The sequence below is a fragment of the Nocardia sp. CC201C genome (assembly GCF_030010695.1).
Lineage (GTDB): Bacteria > Actinomycetota > Actinomycetes > Mycobacteriales > Mycobacteriaceae > Nocardia > Nocardia otitidiscaviarum.
Genome location: NZ_JASCXP010000440.1, coordinates 1 through 6,199, shown reverse-complemented (window position 1 = coordinate 6,199; position 6,199 = coordinate 1). Strand labels below are relative to the sequence as shown.

Sequence of the window (6,199 nt, the reverse complement as noted above, 5' to 3'; positions counted from 1 at the left end):
ACCCTCGCGCGAGCGCTGGTGCGGCCCGAATTCGTTGCCGCGTTGCGTGCCGCTCCCACCGCCGCCGACGTGCTCGAACTCGTCGACGGTGTGCTCGCGCCGGTCGATGCGACTTCGAAGCCCGGTGCGACTTCGAAGCCCGGTGCGACTTCGAAGCCCGGTGCGACTTCGAAGCCCGGTGCGACTTCGAAGCCCGGTGCGACTGCGGAGGCGGGTGCGACTGCCCGAGCCGGTGCGCCTGAGAAGGCGGGTGTGCCAGCGAAAGCCAGCGCGTCGGCAGTGGCCGGTGCGCCTGCGAAGCGCGGTGCACCTGAGAAAGCCGGTGCGTCAGCGAATGCCGGTGCGCCTGCGAATGCGGATCTCCCGGCGAAGGCCGATGCCCCTGCACCGGACGCAACGGTTTCGCAGAACGCGACAGCCCCGGAGGCCGCGAAGGCTCCGGAGGCCGCGACAGCGACGGTCGCCGGGACGATGCCCGAACGCGAGCCCGACTCGGCTCCGGCATCCGCCGAACGGTCGGACGACGCCGTGGTGCGCACCATCGTGGCCGTCACCGCCTGCCCGACGGGCATCGCCCACACCTACATGGCCGCGGACTCGCTGGTGGCCGCCGGGGAACGCGCCGGGATCACCGTGCACGTGGAAACTCAGGGCTCGTCCGGCAGCACGCCCCTGGATGCCGCGACCATCGCCGCCGCGGACGCGGTCATCTTCGCCACCGATGTCGGCGTGCGTGGTCGGGAGCGTTTCGCGGGTAAGCCGCTCGTCGCCTCCGGCGTGAAACGCGCGATCAACGAACCCGACGCCATGGTGACCGAGGCCCAGCGGGCCGCGCTCGACCCCGCCGCGCCCCGGGTGTCCGGGCCGGACGCCGAATCCGAGCCCGCCACAGCGGATTCCGCTGGGCTCGGCTGGGGCACCCGGTTGCGGCAGATCCTGCTCACCGGGGTCAGCTACATGATCCCGTTCGTCGCGGCGGGCGGTCTGCTCATCGCGCTCGGATTCCTGTTCGGCGGGTACGAGATCTCCGACAACGCCCAGACGATCGTGCTGGACAATTCGCTGACCGCGCTGCCCGAGGGTGGTCTGGCGACCTATATCGGCGCGGTGCTGTTCCAGTTGGGCGCGTTGGCATTCGGATTCCTGGTGCCCGCGCTCGCGGGCTACATCGCCTTCGCCATCGCCGACCGGCCCGGTCTCGCACCGGGTTTCACCGCCGGCGCGGTGGCGGTCTTCGTCGGGGCCGGTTTCCTCGGCGGCCTGGTCGGCGGTCTGATCGCCGGATTCGCGGCGCTGTGGATCTCGAAGCTCGCGGTGCCGCAGTGGGCCCGGGGCCTCATGCCGGTGGTGGTCATCCCGCTGTTCGCCTCGCTCATCGTGGGCGCGCTCATGTTCGTGGTGCTGGGCAAACCCCTCGCCGCGGTCACCAGTGGGCTCACCGACTGGCTCAACGGGCTGTCCGGAACCTCGGTCATCGTGCTCGGCGTGATCCTGGGCCTGATGATGTGCTTCGACCTCGGTGGCCCGGTGAACAAGGCGGCCTACGCCTTCGCCGTCGCGGGCCTGAGCGTCGACGATCCGGCGTCGCTGCGCATCATGGCCGCGGTCATGGCGGCCGGTATGGTGCCGCCGCTGGCCATGGCGTTGGCCACCGTGCTGCGGCCTCGGCTGTTCACCCCCGCCGAACGCGAGAACGGCCGGGCGGCCTGGCTGCTCGGCGCGTCGTTCATCTCCGAGGGCGCGATCCCCTTCGCGGCCGCCGATCCGCTGCGCGTCATCCCGTCCATGATGGTGGGCGGCGCGGTGACCGGGGCGCTCATCATGGCGGCGGGCGCGACCCTCAGCGCACCGCACGGCGGCGTCTTCGTCTTCTTCGCCATCGGCCATCTCGCGTGGTTCCTGATCGCGCTGGCCGTGGGCGTGCTCGCTGCCGCGCTGTGCGTGCTCGCGGCCAAAACCTTCGGCCGCACCACCGCGGCCGTCGGCCCGTCCGCCCCCGCCACCGTGTAACCACCTCACCACCAGGGAGATTCACCATGCCTCAGGTCACCGTCACCGTCGGTTCCGCCGAGGGTCTGCATGCCCGCCCGGCCGCGCTCATCGTGGAGGCCGTCCAGGCCGCGGGCGTCCCCGTCACCATCTCCGTGCCCGGCGGCGCGCCCGTCGACGCCGGATCCGCGCTCATGCTCATGACCCTCGGTGCCGCCGCGGGCACCGAGGTCATCGTAGCCTGCGAGGACGAGGCCACGCTCGACAAGATCGCCGGAATGGTCGCCGCCGACCTCGACGCCTGAGCGCTCGCCTCAGACCTCGAGTTCTTCCTCGATGTCCTTGAGGCGGTGCCGGGCCAGGGCCAGATTGCCGCGGTTGCGGTCCAGGGCGAGGTAGAGGAACAGCCCCTTGGATCGGCGGCCGCGGGTCGGGCGTATCAGGTGGTACTGGGCACCGAGGGTGATGAGCACATCCTCGATATCCTCTTTGAGACCGAGCTGTTCGATCGTGCGCATCTTGGCGCGGACGAGTTCGGTATTGCCCGCGGCGGCGACCTCGAGATCCAGGTTCTTCGAACCGCCCAGCACTCCGAGCGCCATGCCGCTGCCGTAGTCGACGACGGCAGCGCCGATCGCGCCGTCCAACATCATCATGTCCTTCAATGCGACATCCATGTCCGCCATGGTTTTTCGTTCCTCTCTGCCACGTGTCCGGAAGGAGCTCCGCGCGCCGAGACGCTACTCACGCCGTTGGTGCCGCGGTCGGGATTCACTGAAAATTCCGCAAGGTAGGCAATTTACAAACTCTGCAATCAGTAACCTTTCACGCAGGTCACGGTCCCGCGTCGGCGTGACCGCGCCGAGATCCGGACATGTGAAGACCCCTGGACGTTCGGCGGCCGACAGCCCTGTCGATTCGGCATCGCATCCGGTGACATTGCGCAAGTCCGGTCGGTGACCTTGGTCCCTGTCTGTGGGCGTGGTCAGGCGAGATGCTCTGAGCACAACCACACTCAGGAGGCGTCATGGCCGACAACAGCGTCCCCGCGACCGATCGGGGCACCGCCCCGATCATCGTCGCGGTGGACGGATCGGAAATCTCGTACCAGGCGGTCAAGTGGGCGGCCGTGGAAGCCGATCTGCGCCGGGCCCCGCTGCACATCATCACCTCGTACGCCGTCCCCACGGGGCGCGGTTCCCGCACCGGGATGGGCGCGGCGGAGACCGCGTGGCTGCGCAGCGACGGCGCTCGCGTGCTCGGCGAGGCGAGCACGGTCGCGCACGCCACCGTGCCGGGCGAATCCATCACCGTCAGCACGGAATTCACCTTCGAACCGATCATCCCCACCCTGATGCGGTTGTCGGCCGAGGCCGTCATGATCGTGGTGGGCAACCGCGGCCGGGGTGCGGTACGGCGCGCCCTGCTGGGGTCGGTCAGCACCGCCATCAGCCGGCGGGCGCAGTGCCCGGTGGCGGTCGTGCATGGCGTGTCGGAGACCGACGCGGACGCCGCACGGCTCCCGGTGGTGGTGGGTGTGGACGGCACCGAGAACAGCCAGCCCGCCATCGAACTGGCGTGTGAGGAGGCATCGCGCCGCAAGGTGGGCCTGGTCGCAGTGCACGCCTGGGGCGAGACCAACGGCTACGACCTGCCGGTGGTCGGCTGGACCGCCATCCACGAGACCGAAGCGGTGCTGCTGGGGCAGGGGATGGCCGGTTTCGCGGAGCGGTACCCGGAGGTGCCCATGGAGCGCGTGGTCGTCTGCGACACCCCGGTGCGCGCGCTGCTCAACCACGCCGACAGGGCGCAGTTGCTGGTGGTCGGCACCCATGGTCGCGGCGGCTTCCCGGGCATGCTCATCGGATCGACCAGCGCCGCGCTGCTCCAGCACGCGCAATGTCCGGTGCTCGTGGTCCGGCACGACGCGAAAATGCCCGACGACCCGGGCGTTCGGTGACCTTCGGCCCGTCAATGCGGGGGTGCGACGCGAGATGCTGAAGCGGAACGCTGCCGCGGCAGTCTCCCGAACCAGAACGAAAGGCTTTCGCCATGAACGACTTCCAGGGTAGAAGCGCCATCGTCACCGGCGGCGCACGCGGTATCGGAGCCGCCGTGGTGACGGCGCTCGCCAAGGAGGGTATCGGCGTCGTCGCCGCCGACCTGCTCGATCGCGAGGGCGAGGCCCTGGCGGACGCGCTGGGATCGCGGGTGCTCTTCCGGCACCTCGACGTCACCGACGCCCAGGGCTGGGAACGGGTGATCGCGGATGCCGAAGCGACCTTCGGCCCGCTGGCCATCCTGATCAACAATGCGGGCATTCTCGATTTCGGCACCGTCGACACCGAGTCGCCCTCGATGTTCCGCCATGTCGTCGACGTCAACCTGTACGGCTCCTGGTTGGGCATGCATCTGGCGGCTCCGCGGCTGCGGGCGGCCGGGGGCGGCGTGATCGTGAATGTCTCTTCCACCGCGGGACTCATCGGCTACGCCGGGATCAGTGGCTACGTGGCCAGCAAGTGGGGCCTGCGCGGCGTCACCAAGGCCGCCGCCCTGGAGCTCGGGCACGACGATATCCGGGTCTGCTCGGTGCATCCGGGTCCCATCCGCACCCCGATGACCGAACCGCTGCCCGAATCCGTCGCCGCCGCACAGCCGTTGCCCCGCTTCGGCGAGCCGGAGGAGGTCGCCGCCATGGTGCGCTTCCTGGTCACCGAGGCCACCTTCTCGACCGGTTCGGAGTTCGTACTCGACGGCGGCGCCACCGCCGGACAGAACCTGGCCCTGGGCGAATCCTGAAGGAGCAGAAGCTATGTCGAGCAACCACCCCGATCACGCCACCATGCGGGCGGCGCTGACCCTGGCGCTGCGAGCACCCTCGGTGCACAACAGCCAACCCTGGCTCTGGCGCATCGGCGACCGCACCCTGCACCTGTACGCCGACGACAGCAGGCAGCTGCCCTACACCGACCCGGACGGGCGCGATCTGCTGGTGAGTTGTGGTGCGGCACTGCATCATCTGTGCGTCGCCATGCGGGTGTTCGGGTGGGAATCGGCGGTGCACCGCTTCCCGAATCCGGCCGACATCCGGCATCTGGCCGCGGTCGAATTCCATGCCGCCACCCCGACTCCCGAGGATGTCCGGCTGTCGCGGGCGATTTCGCGGCGGCACAGCGACCGGCGGCAGTTCACCTCCTGGGAGGTGCCGGCCACCCAGGTCGCGACGGTGACCGCGGCGGGCACCAGCAGCGGTGTGCAGGTCCGCGCCATCGACGCCCCCGATGAACTCGCGGCACTGCGACGCGGTTTCGAGGGCGCGGCGACCGCGCACTCCCACGACCCCGCCTACCGCGCCGAACTGGCGGTCTGGAGCGGGCATCACGCCATGCCGCACGGTGTTCCGGGCCGCAATGCCGTCACCGCGCGGGATGCGACGACCCGACCGTTCGGCGATCCCGGATTGGCCGAGACGGTGGTGCACGATACCGATGAGTCGGCGCGCATGCTGTTGCTGTGCACCGGAACCGACGACGCGCAGGCGCGGCTGCGGGCGGGTGAGGCGGCCAGTGCGGTCCTGCTCGCCGCCACCGCGCTCGGGCTGGCGACCTGTCCGCTCAGCGAACCGCTGGAGCTGCCGGAGTTCCGAGACCGCATCCGCCACGACATCCTGGGCGACTTCGGCTATCCGCAGTTGATCATTCGCATGGGCTGGGCGGCGACCAGCGGCGCGGCGGTGCCGACCACGCCCCGACTGCCGCTGGACGAGGTCCTGCATCCCCTGGACGAGCCACTGGGATCGGTGGACTCGACCACCCGGTGACCGCCGCGCGCGGTAGCACCCGAGTTCCGAGAGAGGTGATCGGCGATGTCCGCCAGTTCGGCACTGCCGCTTCGCATATGGCGGCTGCGGCCGTGGGCGACCAATCCGCTCATGCGGTTCTCCGACCGCTGTGAGAGTTCGGTCCGGATCGTGGCCGTCGCCATCGCCCTGGCCGCCGTCCCGCTGGCGGGTGCCGCGGGCACCGTGAGCTATACCGAGACGGCCGAACGCCTCGCCGTGGAGAACGCGGGCAAGATCGAGGTCCCGGCGACCCTTGTGGGCGACCCGCACCCGGCGGCGGCCGCCAGCCGCGCCGATACCGGCCGTTTCGAGGCGACGGTGCGCTGGGCGTACGACGGCCGGTCCGGAACCACGACGGTCCCGGTGACG

General features: G+C 70.2%; 6 protein-coding genes and 1 pseudogene. 6 read left to right on the top strand and 1 reads right to left on the bottom strand.

What is annotated here, in order from left to right:
* The first annotated feature begins 471 nt into the window (after positions 1–471).
* Both QK444_RS31030 and QK444_RS31025 read left to right on the top strand, forming a co-directional pair.
* Entirely contained in the window at positions 472–2,010 is a 1,539-nt protein-coding gene (locus tag QK444_RS31030; protein WP_282785644.1) for a fructose-specific PTS transporter subunit EIIC, read from the top strand.
* A 26-nt stretch (positions 2,011–2,036) separates the two neighbouring features.
* Positions 2,037–2,294 (top strand): HPr family phosphocarrier protein, encoded by a 258-nt coding sequence (locus tag QK444_RS31025; protein WP_029928818.1) that lies wholly within the window; start codon positions 2,037–2,039, stop codon positions 2,292–2,294.
* A gap of 9 nt (positions 2,295–2,303) precedes the next feature.
* On the opposite strand, the gene QK444_RS31020 is transcribed toward QK444_RS31025, so the two are convergent.
* Positions 2,304–2,675 (bottom strand): hypothetical protein, encoded by a 372-nt coding sequence (locus QK444_RS31020; RefSeq protein ID WP_029928817.1) that lies wholly within the window; start codon positions 2,673–2,675, stop codon positions 2,304–2,306.
* Positions 2,676–3,016: 341 nt separating this feature from the next.
* Here QK444_RS31020 and QK444_RS31015 point away from each other — a divergent pair, with 341 nt between their 5' ends.
* From QK444_RS31015 to QK444_RS31000, 4 genes and pseudogenes are all read left to right on the top strand, one after another.
* Positions 3,017–3,949 carry a universal stress protein gene (locus tag QK444_RS31015; protein ID WP_282785643.1) on the top strand — a complete coding sequence of 311 codons (933 nt, stop codon included), beginning with the start codon at positions 3,017–3,019 and terminating at the stop codon, positions 3,947–3,949.
* A 92-nt stretch (positions 3,950–4,041) separates the two neighbouring features.
* Positions 4,042–4,788 carry an SDR family oxidoreductase gene (locus QK444_RS31010; protein ID WP_039818876.1) on the top strand — a complete coding sequence of 249 codons (747 nt, stop codon included), beginning with the start codon at positions 4,042–4,044 and terminating at the stop codon, positions 4,786–4,788.
* A 13-nt stretch (positions 4,789–4,801) separates the two neighbouring features.
* Positions 4,802–5,809 (top strand): NAD(P)H nitroreductase, encoded by a 1,008-nt coding sequence (locus tag QK444_RS31005; RefSeq protein ID WP_282785642.1) that lies wholly within the window; start codon positions 4,802–4,804, stop codon positions 5,807–5,809.
* A 45-nt stretch (positions 5,810–5,854) separates the two neighbouring features.
* Positions 5,855–6,199: pseudogene (locus QK444_RS31000) on the top strand (hypothetical protein); the annotation flags it as partial.